This window comes from Bacteroidota bacterium, from assembly GCA_039111535.1.
Classification (GTDB): Bacteria; Bacteroidota; Rhodothermia; order Rhodothermales; family JAHQVL01; genus JBCCIM01.
Window position 1 is genome coordinate 1 of record JBCCIM010000146.1, and the last position, 17,372, is coordinate 17,372.

Annotated in this window: 16 protein-coding genes; 3 read left to right on the top strand and 13 right to left on the bottom strand. The window is 51.5% G+C overall.

Going from position 1 to position 17,372, the window contains the following annotated elements:
* Positions 1–61 precede the first annotated feature (61 nt).
* Together AAF564_19220 and AAF564_19225 are read right to left on the bottom strand one after the other, a co-directional pair.
* Positions 62–1,123: a glycosyl hydrolase gene (locus tag AAF564_19220; GenBank protein ID MEM8487691.1), complete on the bottom strand. Its 1,062-nt coding sequence runs from the start codon at positions 1,121–1,123 to the stop codon at positions 62–64.
* Positions 1,120–1,650: a hypothetical protein gene (locus AAF564_19225; GenBank protein ID MEM8487692.1), complete on the bottom strand. Its 531-nt coding sequence runs from the start codon at positions 1,648–1,650 to the stop codon at positions 1,120–1,122. Before AAF564_19225 ends, AAF564_19220 begins: the two co-directional genes overlap by 4 nt.
* Before the next feature lie 202 nt (positions 1,651–1,852).
* Here AAF564_19225 and AAF564_19230 point away from each other — a divergent pair, with 202 nt between their 5' ends.
* Positions 1,853–2,821, top strand: a complete 969-nt coding sequence (locus AAF564_19230; protein ID MEM8487693.1) for a class I SAM-dependent methyltransferase — start codon at positions 1,853–1,855, stop codon at positions 2,819–2,821.
* On the top strand, positions 2,814–3,809 hold the full coding sequence (locus tag AAF564_19235; protein MEM8487694.1) for a fatty acid desaturase: 996 nt from the start codon (positions 2,814–2,816) through the stop codon (positions 3,807–3,809). The genes AAF564_19230 and AAF564_19235 overlap by 8 nt, the downstream gene beginning before the upstream one ends.
* Before the next feature lie 5 nt (positions 3,810–3,814).
* Here AAF564_19235 and AAF564_19240 read toward each other — a convergent pair whose 3' ends face one another.
* The 8 genes from AAF564_19240 to AAF564_19275 all read right to left on the bottom strand — a co-directional run bounded on the left by AAF564_19240 (position 3,815) and on the right by AAF564_19275 (position 13,036).
* Positions 3,815–4,630 carry an RraA family protein gene (locus tag AAF564_19240; GenBank protein ID MEM8487695.1) on the bottom strand — a complete coding sequence of 272 codons (816 nt, stop codon included), beginning with the start codon at positions 4,628–4,630 and terminating at the stop codon, positions 3,815–3,817.
* A complete protein-coding gene (locus AAF564_19245) occupies positions 4,606–5,571 on the bottom strand; it encodes a glycoside hydrolase family 130 protein (protein MEM8487696.1) in 966 nt (321 codons plus the stop codon). The genes AAF564_19240 and AAF564_19245 overlap by 25 nt, the downstream gene beginning before the upstream one ends.
* 119 nt (positions 5,572–5,690) lie before the next feature.
* Positions 5,691–6,341: a phenylalanine--tRNA ligase beta subunit-related protein gene (locus AAF564_19250; protein ID MEM8487697.1), complete on the bottom strand. Its 651-nt coding sequence runs from the start codon at positions 6,339–6,341 to the stop codon at positions 5,691–5,693.
* A 3-nt stretch (positions 6,342–6,344) separates the two neighbouring features.
* Positions 6,345–7,340: an aldo/keto reductase gene (locus AAF564_19255; protein ID MEM8487698.1), complete on the bottom strand. Its 996-nt coding sequence runs from the start codon at positions 7,338–7,340 to the stop codon at positions 6,345–6,347.
* 90 nt (positions 7,341–7,430) lie between these two features.
* Positions 7,431–8,201 (bottom strand): dienelactone hydrolase family protein, encoded by a 771-nt coding sequence (locus AAF564_19260; GenBank protein ID MEM8487699.1) that lies wholly within the window; start codon positions 8,199–8,201, stop codon positions 7,431–7,433.
* A 29-nt stretch (positions 8,202–8,230) separates the two neighbouring features.
* Positions 8,231–8,743, bottom strand: coding sequence for a hypothetical protein (locus AAF564_19265; GenBank protein MEM8487700.1), 513 nt, complete (start codon positions 8,741–8,743; stop codon positions 8,231–8,233).
* Positions 8,744–8,833: 90 nt separating this feature from the next.
* Entirely contained in the window at positions 8,834–10,333 is a 1,500-nt protein-coding gene (locus AAF564_19270; GenBank protein MEM8487701.1) for a calcineurin-like phosphoesterase C-terminal domain-containing protein, read from the bottom strand.
* A 27-nt stretch (positions 10,334–10,360) separates the two neighbouring features.
* Positions 10,361–13,036: a M14 metallopeptidase family protein gene (locus AAF564_19275; protein MEM8487702.1), complete on the bottom strand. Its 2,676-nt coding sequence runs from the start codon at positions 13,034–13,036 to the stop codon at positions 10,361–10,363.
* A 137-nt stretch (positions 13,037–13,173) separates the two neighbouring features.
* On the opposite strand from AAF564_19275, the gene pabB reads away from it, so the two are divergent.
* A complete protein-coding gene (gene pabB, locus AAF564_19280; protein MEM8487703.1) occupies positions 13,174–14,685 on the top strand; it encodes an aminodeoxychorismate synthase component I in 1,512 nt (503 codons plus the stop codon).
* Between the two features lie 33 nt (positions 14,686–14,718).
* On the opposite strand, the gene AAF564_19285 is transcribed toward pabB, so the two are convergent.
* The 3 genes from AAF564_19285 to AAF564_19295 are packed head-to-tail and all read right to left on the bottom strand — an operon-like array spanning position 14,719 to position 17,098.
* On the bottom strand, positions 14,719–15,627 hold the full coding sequence (locus AAF564_19285; GenBank protein ID MEM8487704.1) for a hypothetical protein: 909 nt from the start codon (positions 15,625–15,627) through the stop codon (positions 14,719–14,721).
* Between the two features lie 6 nt (positions 15,628–15,633).
* The gene (locus AAF564_19290) at positions 15,634–16,446 is read right to left on the bottom strand and encodes a hypothetical protein (GenBank protein ID MEM8487705.1); all 813 of its coding nucleotides are present in this window, start codon (positions 16,444–16,446) and stop codon (positions 15,634–15,636) included.
* Between the two features lie 13 nt (positions 16,447–16,459).
* On the bottom strand, positions 16,460–17,098 hold the full coding sequence (locus AAF564_19295; protein ID MEM8487706.1) for a sigma-70 family RNA polymerase sigma factor: 639 nt from the start codon (positions 17,096–17,098) through the stop codon (positions 16,460–16,462).
* Between the last annotated feature and the right edge of the window lie 274 nt (positions 17,099–17,372).

Genomic DNA, 17,372 nt, shown 5'->3' on the forward strand with positions numbered 1-17,372 from the left:
CAGCTTTGTGATCTATCATGGTTGTCTTAATGCCAGTCGGGTCGCTTCAACAATGCGGGCATCAGAAAGAAATATGCAGAACTTTGCCTTCTGTGCCCGTAGCCCAGCCTTTACCTGATGGGGCAAAAGCCACACTCCAATAGTTATCTGTCGACAAAGAGTTCCAGGTGTCGCCGTTGTCCTGTGAGTAATCCAATCCTTTGGGGCCGGCGGCCACGAGGGTGGGTGTGGACTGGTTGGGTACGTAGGAAATTCCGTAAACGGCACCCGTAAACGTTGTGTGTCCGGTTACTTCCCAGGTTGCGCCACCGTCAAGCGTGCGGGCTATGGAATCAGCTGTAGAATCGGGCTTGGCAATTTCGCCGCCGGCTACAACACCCTGGCTATCGTCGAGGTACGAAATAGACGCCAGGCCCGATGAGGGTGTGCCGTGGGCAACAGGTGTTTCTACAACATCCCATGACAGGCCCCGGTCGGTGCTGGTTAGCACGCGCGATTTGCCGCCGGCGCCCGTTACAATATTGACTGTGTTTTCGCCCTTTACCATTAGACAGGTGCCACTGGCGGCAAAACTGCCTTCCCCGTCCAGCGCGGGTGGGAGCACCGCTGGAGAAACGCGGGTCCAGGTGTCACCGCCATCCGAGGTCTTGATAATATAGAACGCACCTTCAAAGGAGTCGCTGAATGCGATGCCATTGTTTTCATCCCAGAAATCCATACAATCAAAAAAACCATCAGCTTCGGCATTGGTGAATTGCTGTGTCCAGCTAATGCCGGCATCGGTTGTTTTATAGATGCGAGAATCTTCTCCATTACCAATACTGAGCAGGTAAGCCGTTTGGGCATCGACGGCATGTACATCCCTGAATTGCAGTGAGTCGGCCCCGGGTACTGTGCCAATTTGCCACGTTACGCCACCATCAACGGTTCTCCCAAATGAGCCAGCCGTACCACTAATCCAGACGTTCTGATCGTCAACAACGCTGATACCAATAAACAGAACTTCACTATTGCTGGTTTGCGCAGTTGTTACGGGTATGGGCGGGGGAGGAGGAGGTGTCGGTTCAGCGCAAGCGGCAACGAGGAGTAGGCTTAAAACGAGCAGGGAGTTTCTGTATATCATGGGGTATGTGCAGATGTAGAATGAAATTCGCCCGTAATATACGGCTTTAAGGCGGATTCTAAATCTGCTGGTGAAAACCTTGCGGTCAGGACCCTGTCGATACCCATTGGTTCGACGCGTAAATAGATAATGTCACCCGATTGGTATATGGCGTATTCTCGGAAATCTTCTTCTGTAGTGGGTGCCATACCAATGGCAAGTTCGTAGTGTTGCGTTGGCTTTGTGCTCCGCCTGTAGTGGGTGAGGATTTTGAATGGGTTGAGGGTAGGCGAGGTTTGCTCTTCGAGCCAGTGTTTGATGAGCGCGACGCCGGCTTCATCGAGCATTTGCTCTTCAAGGCTTCCTTTCAATACAAACCCCTGGTAGCCATTGCTCAGGCTTTTGAGCGGCGTGCTGGATTGATTCCAGAAGACCGTGATCATCATCAGAAAACAAAGGCCGGCAATAAGGAAACGAAGGGCGTCTTTTTTTCTGTCCTCGGTATACTGAAACTTCAGATGGGCCTTTTTTCTACGTTTCTTGCGCATGCATGCGCATCCTGCAATTGGAATGCCAGCTTGTGTTCAGGGCACTGAGACGGTTGATTTGTGAATCGACTGCTCATCAAATTCATGTATTTAGAGGATGCTAGCAAAGGAGCACGCGTGCTAGTTTGGAGAAAACTGATTCTTCCAAGCTGATATAGCCGCGTTTGTCTTGTCAGGATATAACGCTGGGGTTTTAGATCACATGATGATGACCAAGCGTGCACTATTTGAACATGCAAAGCAGCATTCCAGTGCGAACACTGCTGCATCTTTGGATGCAACTGGATTCGAAATGCTCGTGCAATATCTGCATGCTGGCATTGCGCAAGGGAGTATTTCGGAGGATGCGCTTGGCTCATTTCGGAGCTTGTTGGGCCCGGCACTTTCTAGCAGTACCATGCAAGGGATAGCGTATGAAAAACCCTATGGATATGCCGGCGATTTCTGGACACTCGACCTGATTTATCAGAACCACCACAACACGTCGCCCGAGTTTTACCGATGGGATGCATTCTTTCAGAATTGTAGTGCTGTGAGAGCTGTGCGGAACAGAAAACAACTGTTTAAGCATCTTATGCTTCAGCTTGAAGCTGTTACAACGGGGGCAGTTTCGGTACTCAATCTCGCAAGCGGTCCTGGACGGGATGTACTTGAATACTTTCAATCCTCTGTACATCCACGTTGTTCGATTTGCTGCGTGGATCAGGATCAGCATGCAATCGCATATGCACAAAAGCTGTGTGGTGATTTTCGAGAGCACATCCGTTTTGAGCAATCAAATGCTTTTCGATTTAGATCTGCTGAAGCGTATCGGCTGATCTGGTCCGCTGGTCTTTTTGATTATCTCAATGACAATCAGTTTGTATTCCTGCTCAATCGATTACTGGATATGCTTGCGCCAGATGGTGAGGTGATCATCGGGAATTTTTCTCCAGCCAATCCCAGCCGCGCCTATATGGAAGTGATTGGCGACTGGCACCTTATCCATCGTTCTGCAGATCAACTTGTTCAACTGTCACAAGCGTGTAGTATTGACCCGCAGCACGTGCGCGTGCTCGCTGAGCCTGAAGGGGTAAATCTATTTCTGCATATAAAAGCGGGGGCTGGCTTTCTCGATGTTGATGCACAGTTTGGTAAAACCGTTTATCCAACCGAATCCTCCAATGTATAAGACAGAAGACCTGCTGCCGCACGGGCACTATTTGAAAGTGCTAAAGCCGGCGCTACCCGGACACGTTTTTCGGCCCAACCCTCGCAAATTGTTGAAAGCATCAGGATATCTGTTAACACTTGGCGGTTGTTACCTGCTTCTTGCTATGGATTTTACGTGGTGGATGCGCGCAGCACTGTCGATTGTGATTGCCAACTTGATGGCATGCCTCGCATTTATAGCCCATGACCTATCACACAACACCATCCTGAGGCAAGGCAAGCTTCGCTATCCTCTTGAGGTTGTGCTATGGGGGCTCAACCTGATTCCTGCAACCATGTGGATTCGTGTTCACAATCGATCGCACCATGCCCATGCAAATACGCCCCAAGATCCAGACCGCAGGTTTTTGAAAACCGAAGAGACTGTGACTACACGGATATACTCGCGCATTTTTTATCCGAGTAGAAAGGCATTCCGGTGGAATCCTGTTGTAGGAGCGCACTTTGTCCCGTATATCCTCCGAAACGTAGCCGGTGTATTCTACCCTGACAAGGCAAAACCTGAAGTGGTCCCGTACAAAGTAAAATTCTCCACACGCGAGCAAATACGCGTGACTTTTGAATTGGGTGTTATTGCCGTTATACAAGTGGTGATCTGGCACTTAAGCGGGGCGACCTGGATGAATTATATCTGGGCAGGACCAATTCCGGTTGTGCTTGTCTCTGGGATTATAATGATATACGTGTTCACCAATCACTACCTGAATCCTGTATGCGAGAGCCACGATCCTGTAGCTGGCAGTACTTCTGTTGTTGTGCCCCGTTTTTGGGATCGGCTGCATGAGAATTTTTCATACCATACCGAACACCACCTTTTTCCCAATATGGATTCAAGTCACTATCCTGCCGTAAGCGAAATGCTTGAAGAACAGTTTCCGGAACGGTATAACCGGATGCATATCGGGCGGGCCTGGCAGAAATTGTGGGAAGAGGATGAGTTTGAATAAATCGACTACCATTCGCCCTGCCGGCCAAACTTTTCCCTGGCTGCTTGCTGAAAGGCTTCGCCGGCGTCTTTCAATTGCTGAAGGATTTCCGGTGTAGACTTTCCCTGGATGTCACGCGCGGCTGGAATTACGGTATTGCACTCGTTCACATCCATGAAGACAGCTGCCTCCAGCAAGTCTGATTCTTCACCTGATGGAATGGCGAGAAATCCGTGTTTGTCGGCGTGAATGAGCTGACCAGGATGAATGGTTTGGCCAAACACGTCTACCTCACAATTCCAGCGAACCGGTGTTGCGTGGGCATGGCCTACCGACAGCCGGCGGGCCAACGCTTTGAAGCCGGCGTTTGTCATTTCGTCGAGGTCTCGTATCGAGCCATCAGTTATGGTCCCAACACAACCAAGCGCTTTGTGTGTATTGGCATTAACCTCACCCCACATAGAGCCGACAACTTCGGGCTTGTCGAGATCCTGCACAACAACAATTTTAGGACCGGGCACTGACGCTAAATAGTTTCGGTACGTCGCCCAGCCGTTGCTTGCATGCGCGGCGTTGCTGGGTTCGATTATAAGGGTAACCGCATAACCAACCATAGGGCCCATCTGCGGCATGAAATCTCTGGTTTCTTCCAGATTGATGCCGTCTCTGGCCGGGTTGTGTCGCGTAATTTGCTCCCAGCCATTGTAGATGGTAGGCGTATTCCATCGTTTGAGTTGTAAGAGTGTCTTGTGGGGGAGCGGCGTCAGGTTCGGCATGGCTGGTGATGACCCATCGGGCTTTTCTGTTGAAGTGCCGGCTATTCCGGAGGTGACATAAAACACGCGCCTTCACAGGTTGCTACTCCAATTCCAGAATCGCCCATACCAAAATACAAGAACCAGGTATCTTTGTATTCAACGAGTCCTTCGATAAATACAACATTGGCAATCTGGCCTTCTTGTTCAAGTTTAGCATCGGGTACCAGGAATGGCGTGTCTGATCGTTTGAGCAGCCTGGTTGGGTCATTGGCGTCAAAGAGCGCCTGGCCGCTCCGGTAAACGAGGTCGTCATCTGCGCCATTGTAAAGCAGAAGAATACCGTCTTTGGTCATTCGTGGCTCTGGGCCGGGCTCGACAACGCGACTATCAAATTGGCCGGGGCGTTGGGGTAACACGGGCTCTTCAATCCAGGTCCAGCTGATCAGATCTTCCGAATGCGCTGCCCATACGTGGGTGTCACCAAAATACATCCAATACTTGCCGTTCACAGGCACATCCAGAATGGCACCAGACTTGGTCCATTCGATGTCGGGGAAGATGGGGCCGTGTTTTTCCCAATTGGAAAAGTCTTTGGACGTAGCAAGACCAAGGCGTGCCTGTTTGCCATCGTAAGCGGTGTAAGTGAGGTAGTACGTATCGTCAACTTTTGTGATGCGTGGGTCTTCGGTGCCACCCGGCAATTCCCATGGTTCAGTTGGGCTAAGCATGGGCTCTGGGTCGCGGGTAAACGTAACGCCGTCTGTGCTGCGGGCAAGGCCTATTCGAGAAGTCCCATTCCAGACGCCAATACCCGTCGTGTCTTCAGCACGGTAAAACAGGTAAATGGTATCGCCATCAGTCCAGGCTGTTGGATTAAACAGGTCTTTGGCTTCCCATGTATCTCCTTGTGGCAGAAGGATGGGATTTGCGGGATGTTTTACAAAAGGTCCGCGTTGCCAATTGTCAGCCGCCGGCTGCGTGCAAGCGGCGAGCAGGAGAAGAATAACTACAAGTATTTTTCGCACAAGCGTACAAGGTGTGGTTGGAGATGCCTTGAATATCGAATAATAGGAAGCGGAAATGCAACTCTGCTTGTTGAATGGCGCCAGGCTCTCCCCATGTCACCTTTGAATCGGGGTTCCGCTTAATTAGGATCATGCAACTCTCCGACCTGCTGTGTTTCACAGCCCAGCCTGGCAAGCAATTCCAGGTACCAATTGAGCGTGGCCTGCACGTGGTCACTGTACGCATCCGATCCCCAAATAATAGAAAGGGTGCGCGTGGTTGTGTCGCTGGTTTTGGTACGCTGCGCGTCTTTTACGGCATTTGCGCAGGGGCCGGCGGCGTCGTGCAGGCAAAGCAGGCCGGCTACACTGATTTCCTGGCCGGATGCATTAAAGACATAGCTGGCATTTACATCGCCGGCTTTAATCTGTAGATCACCCTGCGTGCAATCAAGATCAACAACACTGATGGGCAGGCCGCTATGCAGCGATACTACATTGCAGGCATCAACGGGCGTATTGATCGTGTTAAGCCGCGCTGCTTCCGCAGCTTTAACCAGGTACTCTGAAGCCGGCTTGCCGCGGCCAGTGGGTTTGTAGCCTTTGTGCCTGAGCAGATCACGCACTGCTTTGCGACGTTCTTCTGACCGACCAACAGGGGCCTCAGCTTGAACAGAGAGGAGGGCAGTGAGCCAGGCAGGGGAAGGGAAGTCCGCAAGTGGACTGGGAAATGCAGTTGTAAAAAGTGCCGGCGCAAAGTCCGGATATGGCGCAATATGTACCTGCATCATCTTTTAATCAATTCTCGACGTTGACTGCCACATGTCTGCATTTCGGCCCATGAGTCGTTTCAACGGTTGTGACATGCTGTCCAATGCTTCGATTACATCGCCCGAAAGCGAAGTGCTTGCTGCTTGCGCATTGCGCCGCACCTGGTCCGCATTCCTGCCGCCCATCACAACAGCGCCCACCCCAGGTTGCCGCAGCAGCCACGCGAGGGCCATGTTGGCCATCGATTCTCCAAGTCCATCCGCAAGCGCCCGCAATCCTTCAATCACGTCCATCATTTCCGTTTCAAAGCCCGGTTCTCCGTGCCGTGCCTGGGGCCATATGTTTGAGTTGAAGTGCCTGGTCCTTGCGCGATCTTCAGGTATTTCGTTGATCGAGGCAAACTTACCGGTTAGCAATCCATGCAGCAGTGGTGAGTAGCAAAGAATAGAAATATCCTCGCGTTTGCATATTGGGGCGATATCAAATTCGATGGCCCGAAACAGCATGCTGTAGGCCAACTGATTACTCGTGATTTCGGCTGCATGTTGTATGCTGGCGTTCAGATCATTGGGGCCAAAGTTCGATACGCCGTATGAGCGAATTTTGCCTTCGTCTTTTAGCCGTATCAACATATCGATGCTATCTTCGAGGGGAACAGCGCGATTGGGCCAGTGCAATTGGTACAGGTCGATGTAATCAGTCTTAAGGTTTTTGAGGCTGCGCTCACAAGCTTTACGCAAGTCGGCCGGCGCAAAGTGCTGCGGGCTCACTTTGGATGCGATCACAATTTCTGAGCGTACATCATGCAGCGCCTTGGCGATAAGCTGTTCTGACAAGCCGTCGCCATACATTTCAGCGGTATCAAAAAACGTGATGCCGGCGTCGTAGGCTGCTCGCAATGCCTCAAGAGATGCGGATTCCTCTTGATGTCCCCAGTTGAGGCCGCCCACAATAGCCCAGCAACCCATGCTGATGCTGGAGACTTTTATATCTGTTTTGCCAAGCGTTGTAAACTGCATATTGCACGAGGTTCTTGTTACGAATCGTGGGGAAGATACGGCGCTTTTGCCAGAATAAAAGGGGCGTTGCCAGAGAACGCTTATTCTGGGTTAATCAGCCTTGAGGCGCGTTTCAAAAAAGCCCAATACCCGATCCAATGCTGCCCGTGTGGGGTGCCCGGCTTTATCGACAAAATCACTTGTTAGTACGGCGTGTGCTTTGGCGTGGATGTCATGCTGATTGCCTGCAGATGAATCAATCTGCGTGCCCAGAAATGCCGGCCCAAAAATGTTTGCAAGGGCTTCAAAGCGTTCCTCTGGGGAAATTGCGTCACCGCTGAATCTGAAACACATAAGTTGTTGCCCCGCTTCTGCGCGCGCTTGGGCAGCAGTAAGCTCGCGAGGGGCAACAGCCAATGCGGCTTTGTGTCTGGGGGTTATGGGAAAGGGGAGGGAGGGTTGACACGAAACGGGCGCAAGCATGACGGGGTCGGCCATTAACGAAATGGTAAAGTTGCCCGTCAGACACATTCCAATTGCACCAACGCCGGGGCCGCCGCATTCTTCATGCGCTTTGTGGCATATCGCGCGCAACCAATCGACAACCGGGCTGGATTTGCCTGTGGCGAGAACCCTGAATTCACGACTGATGCACACATGCATCAAGTTGCGCTTCATGGCCGTCTTACCCGGTTTACCAAAGAGCAGGGGCATGTAAACCCGGTATCCTGCATCGACCAATCGGTTTGCGAGGCCGATGCAGGATTTTGTCAATCCGGGCAATTCATGAATTAGCACAATACCTGGTCCGTTGCCGCGCGTATACAACGTGTGCTGAATACCTTCATTTACAAACGCAGATGCGGCAAATCCATTGATCATCGCGAGGGTTGTCCTGTGCCAGGCAAGGCTTATTTGTTCAGATATTTCTGCGGAATGGGTTCGCCGGCTGACTGCTCATCAACCCAGAAAATATTGATGATCCACCAGCGGTTGCCGTCATTCAGAAGCTGGAAGCTGTTGATGCCGCGCGCAAATGGCTCCGGATCGTCAGCATTTGATCGCGATTCATACGTGCTAAACGTATGCAGAATTTGGCCGTACTGCTCTGTTGTACGGGTCACTTCCGTTTCGAAAAATCCGTTTTGGATGAAGTATGGATTGGCACGCTCAATGTAGCCATCAACGCTGTTATACACTGCCGCTACAGTATCTGGCCTTACGGCTACAGGAATGAGTTGTGCGCCAGGTGCAAACATATTGCGGAATCGATCCCAATCGCGTTCCTGGCCGGCAGGACCAGAAATCGACTCATAAACTGCTGTGATAATGGCATCAACTGATTCTGTGTCCGATTCGTACTGGGCCAATGCCGGCGAGGCTACAAGCAGAAGTAAAAGGGTGAGGAGGATGCTTTTGTACATGGTGATTGTCTACCTGGTGGTTTTGTCAATAACGAAAAAATACAAAGATGGTTATGCGGGCCTACTCAGGTTTTGCAAATAAGTTACGCCTCAAGAAAGTTCTACGGCCGTTGCGTAGGTTCTGTCAAAACCATCGGTAGCAACTACCCGGACTTCTTTTGTACCGGGAGATACCGGGGCATAGAAGAGGTGGTTATGGATTTTGGGTTCAACCCAGGGCCGCCGTGCCGGCAAGGCGGTGCCCGTGTGAAGCTCAATTGACAATGGATCGCGTCCTGACCGGCGCGACATCTGCCCTTTCTGGATGCCATCCTCAAACCAGCGTACTTCCCAGGAAGGATCTGCATCCCACACATTGGCTACAATTTCTGTTGGCGCAGTTGGGTCAGCACCACGAGGATAAACCCGCATTTGATAGTCCTGGTCGTATCCTGTGCTCTTATATCGCCAGCGTACACTTTCACCTTTGATTTCATAGACACCGTAGCCATTTGGTGTGCCATCAGGGCAAATTGGTCCGCTCCACCAGGCACCACACACGGCACCGTGGATGTGTTCATGGATGCCCCCTACGTAGACATGTTCGTTCTCGTGGGTGTGGCCTGAGATGAGGTGGGCATTGTATGGCTCAAGCATCCGGTACAGCCGTTCACGATTGGTGATCGAGTGGCTGATGTCGGGTTTTGATTCTCCCATCCTAAGCCGGCCCGTACTCATGCCCGGGATGTGGGCAAACACTACAACTGGTCGGCCCGGTTCGATATAAGACAAATCCTGGGTCAACCATTCAAATTGCAAGTCATCGATATAGCCGAAGTAACCCTGGCTATGCCAGAAGACATCATCTAGCACAATGTAGTGCACAAAACCGCGATCGAAAGAGTAATAGCGGGGGCCAAAATGTTCGGAGAACGTTGCTGTAGATGCCTCATCTGTAGAAGCATCCATGTTCAAATCGTGGTTACCAATTACCTGGAAAAATGGAATGCCCATATCCGACACCGCCCGCTCGTACTCCGGGAAAAGACTCAAGTCATCAAACATAATGTCGCCACAGCCCACACCAAACAACTGCTGGTCTCCCAGCCGGTTGATGGTTTTTATAGCATCAGGCACTGTCTGCTGATGGAGGAGGCCCATCTCAAATTCGTTTTGCGTTTGGGTATCTGCAAAAACGAGAAAGGCGTGATCGTTGGTACGCTTTTTTAGGGGCGTGAGGTCAAAGGTAGCCGTGGCCTCGCCGGCCTGATCGGCTTCGATGGGGACATAGAAGTTTGCTGTGCCCGTGTTGTTTTTGTTGAGATTAAATCCTCCGGGTACAGTAAGCTGCACAAACGGCTGCCGGCTGTCCGAAATGATCTCGAAGGTCCCATCGGTCTTTGTGCGCACAACCGTTCGACCATCTGAAACACTTACATCGATCAATCCCTGGCCTTCAGATTGCACGATGCCCCGGATGCGTACGGGTGAACCGCGTTTTGTCAGGATCCGCGGTGCGTACGGATTGGCGAGGATGGATGGCGCCAGTGCGGTGGATGCAAAGGTGCCGGCCAATGCGGAGTACTTCAGAAACTTCCGTCGATCTATCATGCTTGTGTGTTTTGGCTTGTGTCTGATCTAATTTTGATTCGGGTTTGGCAATACGCTTTGTTCTCCAGAAAAGAAAGGCTGTTCCTGCATAGTTGCTGTATGGATGGCATTGAATAGAAGTTTATACGTGCCACCGGGCTGCCCGCGAAATTGCGGCCTGAAACCAAAGAGCACAATGTTGCCCTGGCCGTGCGGTACATTCAACAGGGCCGCCTTGTTACTGATGTACTGTTTTTCACCCAGCGCCCATCCACTAAGCAGTAAATCGTCGGCTGCATAAGAAACAACAACCTGAACATCAGGAGCCGGCGCTGCAACAATCTCTTCTTCGCCTCCCTCACCACGTCTATCCCGAACTACAGGCTCGAAGGCGCGGCTCCGTTGGAAGGATAACGCCGCCTCGGGTTGCATGCCGAACGCAAGAGGATGCTCCTGGTTGACATTGGCTCGAATCAATGATCCGGGAATGAAGAACTTGTCTGACGCCAGGTTTTTGACAACACTTTTTACCGGTAGCCCAAATTGCTCAATGACAAAGTCGCTTGATGCATCCAGAGAGATCAGGGTGCCACCACGTTCAACATAGTTTTTGAGGGCCAGTGTGCCATTGAGGCCAAGTCCGCCTGTATATGCTGCCGGCATTGTCTGCTCGGCATGGCCATTTAACAAACTGTTGCTGCTTTGGCTTGGCAGGATGACCGCATGATATTGCTGGAGATTGGCAGTATTGACGTCGGCGTCATGCAGGGTGTCAACCTGGAAATTGTAGGTTTTGAGCAACCAGCGTGTCCATCCTTCATCCATGTTGGCTACCCACGATTTGTAAAGTCCGATGCGGGCCTGCTGTACTTTGTGTAGTGTAACATCAGGGGCAGCTTGTAAGCCGTCAAACGAAAGGTTATGCTGAGAAGCAAGTGCTGAAATCCTGTCGTGTGTTCCTTCACCTATCCGGATTACAATCGAGCCGGGGGCATACGTCCTTCGGCCGGCCTTGAGGGAATCGGCTGTCCAGTACAGATCATCTCCTGCAGCCAGTAAGGTGTTGCTCGCAGCAGTGACTGCGTTGGGACCTGACGCAAGCAGGTAGCCATAAGCCGGTCTGGCTGGCACGACGCCAGCACTTGCGAGGGCTTTCGTTGATGCGTAAGGCCGGAGTTGTGCTTTGAACGGGGCAACGATACGTTTGACTTCGACGCCCATTTGAAGCGGGAGCGTCCATCCAGCCAAATCATAAGGCACGCGCGGTGATCCATCTGCAAAGCGCTGCTCCGGGTAGTGTTGCGGTTCCATCAAGTCCGTTAACATAGGCTGAAATGCCTGTGCCGTCCGTACGACAAATGTGCCTTTCCCATACCGGTTGCCGCCCGCTGTAAATCCGCGCTCGGCCTGGTGCACTTCGATGCCGGTTTTACGTAGTACGTCTACAAGTCGCTTGCTCTCCCCCGTATCCCATTGGGTTGCTGGAATGACGTATGCGTAGTAGTCAGACGAGGTAATGGCATCCCTACCCATGCTATAGATATTGTAGAGCCACTTTTCCTTTCTGTCAGCAGCTATACTGAGAATCCCCATGGAAGCGGTGATCATGTAAGAAACGGCATCGCTGAAGGATGACTGCCCCCCTTCCCATGGATAAGGGTAAAAGATGTCGGTCCCGTTTGTGGGCGTGCTGCTACGCCGTGATCCCAGGATATTGGGCTTGTCTTGCGGTTCGTAATACCGTGGGGTAGGGGTAGCATGAGCCGTTTCTGTAAGGATGCCAATCATGTTGTGGAAATACGGGGCGGTGCGCATGCCACCGTTCCACCACATGCTATACTGAAAGTCGGAAATCACACCGGGCATTTTTTTCATGGCAAATCGATTGGCCATGGCGGTGCCTACAAGGTTGACACCAGTTGTCACACCGGGGTGGATATTAGGGTTTACAGGGTCTGAAAAGGGTGGAAGAAAAATGCGTGCCCATGCAGGCGAAGTTTGGTGGTGGTTGTGGATGATCTGCGGATACCACTCGTTGTAGATAATGCCGGATACTGCCTCAGACTCGGGCATGTTGTTCATGAACCAGTCACGGTTGTTGTCGTGGCCAACATAGTGATGGTAAAGCCACGGCGGACTGGTCGTCTCGAAAGGCGTGCCCAGGTTTTTGTTGTACCAATTGGTCACAATATCGAGTCCGTCTGGATTGAGGTTTGGCATCAACAGGATGATGACCTTGTCTCGTATTTCCTGCATTTCAGCAGAGTTTTCGGTAACAAGGCGATGGGCAAGCGCCGGCGTCATCTGGCCGCCGGCCCGCTCGGTTGCATGCATACCGCCATCAATCCAAACAACAGCTTTGCCTTCGTCGGCCAACTGTCGGGCTGTATTTTCATCGATGCGCGCACGCGCCAGTTTTGCACTAATGGACTTGTAGTGATCTAGTTTTTTGATATTGGCAGCCGAGGAGATGAACATGAGCAATAGCGGCCGGCCCAGAACTGAGGTGCCAATTTTGATCATTTCTGCCCGATCCGAAGCAGCATCCAGTTGCTGGAAATAGTCGACTACCTGGCTATAATTAGCCATTTTGTAGTCCGCACCGGGTTCAAATCCAAACACATCAACCGGACTTGGGACATTGCCCTGCGCAAAGACCTGTTTGGGAGAAATTAGGAGGAGCAGCAGGAGGCAGCTACGCTGGATCAATTGAAATGCATTCATTATCAAGTACAAATCCTCTGTGTTAGCATGTTGCAAACTACCAAAAAATCTGAAACTACATGGCGATCATGGGGTAATGCCGAATAATTTTACAGGCTTTCTGGCTGAGATATGTACTATTTATACCAGTTGTGGGGATGATGGGGCACCAACCTGAAACACAAGCTGTCTTTCATTTGCTTGAAGTGTACGAAACAGATTTGCCTTTTTGGCGCTTTTTTGAGGTATTTCGTGCAGATCCGCACGCCTATTTTCTGGATAGTTCGCTGGCGGAGCAAACCCTGGGACGTTTTTCTTTTATGGGCAGTAATCCCTTCATGGTTTACCGTGCTTTTGCAGCTTTATCCCAAGAACGGGGCGCGTCATCAACCAGGGGGGGAGTGCAGGTGAGTTTGGAGTATTTTCATGAGGGAGGAAGTAAACGAGAGCGCTATGAAGCGGTAGATTTGTTTGATGATCTGCGCTCTACCTTCGAAGCTTATGAGGTACCACCGGCATCCTACAACGCAAGCAAGTTACCTTTTTACGCTGGTGGGGTGGGCTATCTCGCGTATGAAGCTGGCGCGCTTATTGAAGCCATTCCCACGGTACCCGTTGACCACACCGGACTGCCTGTAGCGTGCTTCCTTTTTGTGGACCACGCCTTCGCTTATTGTCATACATCTGGCAAGAGCTACTTGTCAGTCTTGGGGCGCGGCAAGGACGAAGCGGAAGCGCGGGCTCAGGCGCAGATGCGGATGGAAGGTTTGCGAAATCGCCTCGATTCATTTGCCCGTTGCGCGACAACTTCACAGGACGCAGCTGCGCCGGCAGAAAACATTGCATCGTTTGAACTCGAAGCTGAACACAGCCGTGAGAGTTACATCGAAGCCGTCAAAACCGTTAAGTCACACATTCGCGAGGGGGACGTTTATGAAGTATGCCTCACACACGGGTATACTTGTACACAACAACGAACCCCATGGGCGTTGTATCAATCGCTTCGCGAAATAAACCCGGCGCCTTTTTCCAGCTTTTTGCAATTGCCCGAAGTGCAGGTAGTCTGCTCTTCTCCAGAACGATTCCTGCATCTTGATAGCGAACGGAATATCGAAAGTCGGCCGATCAAAGGAACGCGCCGGCGCGGTGAAACCCTGCTGCATGATTTACAACTGGAAGACGAACTCCAAAATTCTGAAAAAGACCGCGCAGAAAACTTGATGATTGTCGACCTGGTGCGCAATGACCTGAGTCGGGTTTCAGAAATAGGGAGCGTGCACGTGCCGCAATTGCTCCGCGTAGAGCGTTACGCAACCGTGTTGCAACTGGTCTCTGCCATACGGGGCAAGCTTGCAGCCCAGAATGATCTGTTTGATCTAATCAAGGCCTGTTTTCCTGGTGGTTCGATGACAGGGGCGCCAAAAATTGAAGCCATGAAAGTGATCGCCTCGCTGGAGAAGTCGACGCGTGGTATCTATTCGGGTGCGATCGGGTATATCGATTTTGCCGGCACACTGGATTTGAATATTGTGATCCGCAGTATTGTTGTGGCAGACGGGAAGTGTTATTTCAATGTCGGAGGAGCGATTGTAAGTGATTCGGACCCGGTTGCTGAATACGAAGAAACCCTGGACAAAGCCAGGGCTCTCGTTACTGCTTTACGTACCTGAGTTGGTACGCGGGAGGTAGTAAATCGTAATGCCTTATTGGGTTGAACCAACCAGTTCTTTCAGGCGCCGTTCGATCATTCGATCTTTCATTGCTTCACGTTCTGAGAACCGTTGTTTCAGTACCGCAAGTTGCTCTTCAAGTTGCTCAATTTCGAGCCGGCGATTTTCCTGCTTCAATTCGAGAATTGAGCCGAGCATTTCTCGCAGTTCTTCAACTTTGGATGAGCGGCTTTCACTGGAAGGCATCTGCCTTACCTGCGCTGCGAGGCGCTGGGTTTCTCGCTCAAGTTCGAGTTCGGTAACAAGCCGCTGATATAGCAATTCGTCTTCAGCCCGCACCGTGGCAAAATACCGTTGCATTTCGAGGTAGGGCAAGTCTTGCGCCAGCTGTGCAGCTTGCTCAGCCTGAATCTGAACCTGCTGAATGAGATCGTGTGCTTTGCTTTGTGGCAGGGTCTCACGCATGGCGTTGAGTTCGCTGGCATTTTGCTTTAGCTCGATCACGTACTGCTGCATTACAACATTGGGATCGCCCTGGCGCGTGCTGAATGCATAGCCCGAGCTTTTGCGGGCGCGCTGCGCGCCATAAGACTCGCTGTATTCCGCATCAGCAGCAGGGGCATTGCTGCGAAAGATGACCTGCGTCCGGTTATCGACCCGGCCTTCCGGGGTTACATCGAGGAGCTGGTCGTTTTCAATTTTGTAGTAATGGCCGTTGAATTCGAAGTTAGGCTGCGGGAAAGAGAGGGTTGCTTCAATGGTTTCTGCATCAAGCGAAGCGGGGATTTCATCTCTTTCGAGCATTTTGCCGTTTACGTATACCTCACCATTGCGGATGGTAAGGGTATAGGTCTGTGCAAAAGACGCTGTAGTGCCGGCAAAGAGCAACACGGCAACAAAAGCGCAGGTCCATTGACAGATCTTTATATAAGAGCGTTTCATCGTCATTTATTGATTGCCTGAGGTTCTTCTGCTACCTGCCTGACGTACAGCGGGATTTGCCGGGCGGCTGGCGGGAAGCAGTTCAAGTGGCACAGCGGCTTCATCCCATGCCAGGTCCTGGTTTTGCTCAAGGAGCATGTCTATTCTTCGCTGGAATTTGAGCACGTCATCGAGATCGTCGTTCCATTCCGGCAAGCTGGTATCAGCAACAGTGGCGCTGCTGAGCGTCAGGCCGGCAACGTCATCGCTGCGTTCATTTTCCAGTTGTATATCTGCCATCAGCGCTTCGGGCGCAGGCGGTTGTTCAAATCGAGATGCTGTTGCTTCTTCATTTGGCATCACGTCGCTGTCTGCAAAGGCTGGTGCCCGGTCAGCAGATTCAGGTGCCACTGATTTATTCAGTTGCTGCGAAGCAATCTGATTGAGTTCAGCATCTGGTGACAGCAGCAGTTGATAGCCGATGCCCACCGTTGCAAGGAGCATGAGTACACCTGCAACTGGCGCAAACAGGCGCCGGCGGGTTTTGGGTTTATTTGCAACGGGTGCCCGGTCTGCCCGGCGGTTGTGTTTGTCACCAAGGTTCAATGGGGCAGCAGCAGGGGGCGCAGCATCGCTGGCCTGTTGTGCGGCTGCAAATATTTTGTCGAGCACATCCTGCTCAGGACGCTCGTGCATGGTATGGTCAAGCCAGAATTTGGACTCGTTGAGTTCCTGATACTCGTGTTTCAGGGCATCATCCTGGAGTAGATCACGCAATGGGGTATCGCGGTCTTCAGACTCACCATACAAGTGCCGTATTAATTGTAGCTTCTTGTCCATATATGCTGGGGTTTCAGGACGACGTCAGTTCAGTCTGACGTTTTTTTTTATCAGTCATCATCTTGCGTAAATTCAACAGCGCATACCGCATCCGGCCAAGGGCCGTGTTGATGGAGCAGTCTGTCATCTGCGCAATTTCTTTGAAGGTGAGCTCAGCTTCGTGGCGTAAAAGCAAAACTTCCCGCTGATCGGGTGAAAGCTGGTCGATGCATGTGGCCAACCAGTCACGTTGTTCGTTGTTGTGGAGCAAATCATCAGCCTTGAGGTCTTCAGCCGGCAGGCGATCCCAGAAAGAAGCACTTTCTTCATCGCCATGGTCTGACACATCCTGCCATTTTTTTCTGCTACGGAGATGGTCAAGCGCAGCGTTTCGCGCTATTCGCATTACCCACGCAAGCCATCGACCTTGCTGGTCGTATGAACCGCGTTGATTGTGCATGGCTTTGATCACCCGCAGGAACGTCTCCTGAAACAGGTCATTGGCCATGCTGCGGTCGCGTACCATCCCCAGCAGGAAGCCAAAAATGCGTTCCTGATGTCGTTCAACAAGCAAGCTAAATGCGCGTTGATCGCCACGTTCTAGGTAGGCGGTTACTAAGTGCTCGTCACTCGGATGCATCCACGAGGCAGCGTTTAAATGGTCAGCCAGCATCGACCGGGGTCTGATATGGCTTATAACGGTTGTAAAAAGGAATTAGTATACCGACTGAAAATATTTCTTTAGCGCCGGCTTGTTCCTGAAGGAAAGCAGAGTCTCAGTGGCCCTTTAGGATGAATATCGAACACCGAACCAGGGGTGTTCAGAAAAATCTATTGATCCTCTGCGCTGGGATATTCCATAAAATAGAACGCTTTTAGTTGATGGGCACCCTTGGAGGCTTTTTGACCGTGCTAAAGGTTATACGCAATAGTGGATTGCAAGCTAC

Excerpts from the sequence above, each read along its gene's own strand:
- AAF564_19220 (MEM8487691.1), bottom strand. The coding sequence starts at position 1,123 with ATGATATACAGAAACTCCCTGCTCGTTTTAAGCCTACTCCTCGTTGCC.
- AAF564_19225 (MEM8487692.1), bottom strand. The coding sequence starts at position 1,650 with ATGCGCAAGAAACGTAGAAAAAAGGCCCATCTGAAGTTTCAGTATACC.
- AAF564_19230 (MEM8487693.1), top strand. The coding sequence starts at position 1,853 with ATGATGATGACCAAGCGTGCACTATTTGAACATGCAAAGCAGCATTCC.
- AAF564_19235 (MEM8487694.1), top strand. The coding sequence starts at position 2,814 with ATGTATAAGACAGAAGACCTGCTGCCGCACGGGCACTATTTGAAAGTG.
- AAF564_19250 (MEM8487697.1), bottom strand. The coding sequence starts at position 6,341 with ATGATGCAGGTACATATTGCGCCATATCCGGACTTTGCGCCGGCACTT.
- AAF564_19255 (MEM8487698.1), bottom strand. The coding sequence starts at position 7,340 with ATGCAGTTTACAACGCTTGGCAAAACAGATATAAAAGTCTCCAGCATC.
- AAF564_19260 (MEM8487699.1), bottom strand. The coding sequence starts at position 8,201 with ATGATCAATGGATTTGCCGCATCTGCGTTTGTAAATGAAGGTATTCAG.
- AAF564_19265 (MEM8487700.1), bottom strand. The coding sequence starts at position 8,743 with ATGTACAAAAGCATCCTCCTCACCCTTTTACTTCTGCTTGTAGCCTCG.
- AAF564_19270 (MEM8487701.1), bottom strand. The coding sequence starts at position 10,333 with ATGATAGATCGACGGAAGTTTCTGAAGTACTCCGCATTGGCCGGCACC.
- AAF564_19275 (MEM8487702.1), bottom strand. The coding sequence starts at position 13,036 with ATGAATGCATTTCAATTGATCCAGCGTAGCTGCCTCCTGCTGCTCCTC.
- pabB (MEM8487703.1), top strand. The coding sequence starts at position 13,174 with ATGATGGGGCACCAACCTGAAACACAAGCTGTCTTTCATTTGCTTGAA.
- AAF564_19285 (MEM8487704.1), bottom strand. The coding sequence starts at position 15,627 with ATGAAACGCTCTTATATAAAGATCTGTCAATGGACCTGCGCTTTTGTT.
- AAF564_19290 (MEM8487705.1), bottom strand. The coding sequence starts at position 16,446 with ATGGACAAGAAGCTACAATTAATACGGCACTTGTATGGTGAGTCTGAA.
- AAF564_19295 (MEM8487706.1), bottom strand. The coding sequence starts at position 17,098 with ATGCTGGCTGACCATTTAAACGCTGCCTCGTGGATGCATCCGAGTGAC.